This is a genomic window from Bacillus sanguinis (genome assembly GCF_018332475.1).
Classification (GTDB): domain Bacteria; phylum Bacillota; class Bacilli; order Bacillales; family Bacillaceae_G; genus Bacillus_A; species Bacillus_A sanguinis.
The window spans coordinates 1-253 of the sequence record NZ_BOQB01000725.1 but is presented as its reverse complement, the minus strand read 5'-3'; the positions used below and the strand labels follow the sequence as shown (position 1 = coordinate 253).

Below are 253 nucleotides of genomic sequence, written 5' to 3'. Positions count from 1 at the left end.
CCGATCACAGCGGCGCGTCCCATGGCAGCGTAAAAACCTACATGACAGGCTTTATCCTGTCGATCATTCTGACGGTGATTCCGTTCTGGATGGTGATGACAGGGGCTGCCTCTCCGGCCGTAATTCTGGGAACAATCCTGGCAATGGCAGTGGTACAGGTTCTGGTGCATCTGGTGTGCTTCCTGCACATGAATACCAAATCAGATGAAGGCTGGAACATGACGGCGTTTGTCTTCACCGTGCTAATCCTGTC

General features: G+C 53.0%; 1 protein-coding gene. It reads left to right on the top strand.

Annotated elements, in window-relative coordinates:
* On the top strand, positions 1 to 253 hold a 253-nt coding region (locus tag KI369_RS30170), incomplete at both ends, for a cytochrome o ubiquinol oxidase subunit IV (RefSeq protein WP_212959087.1).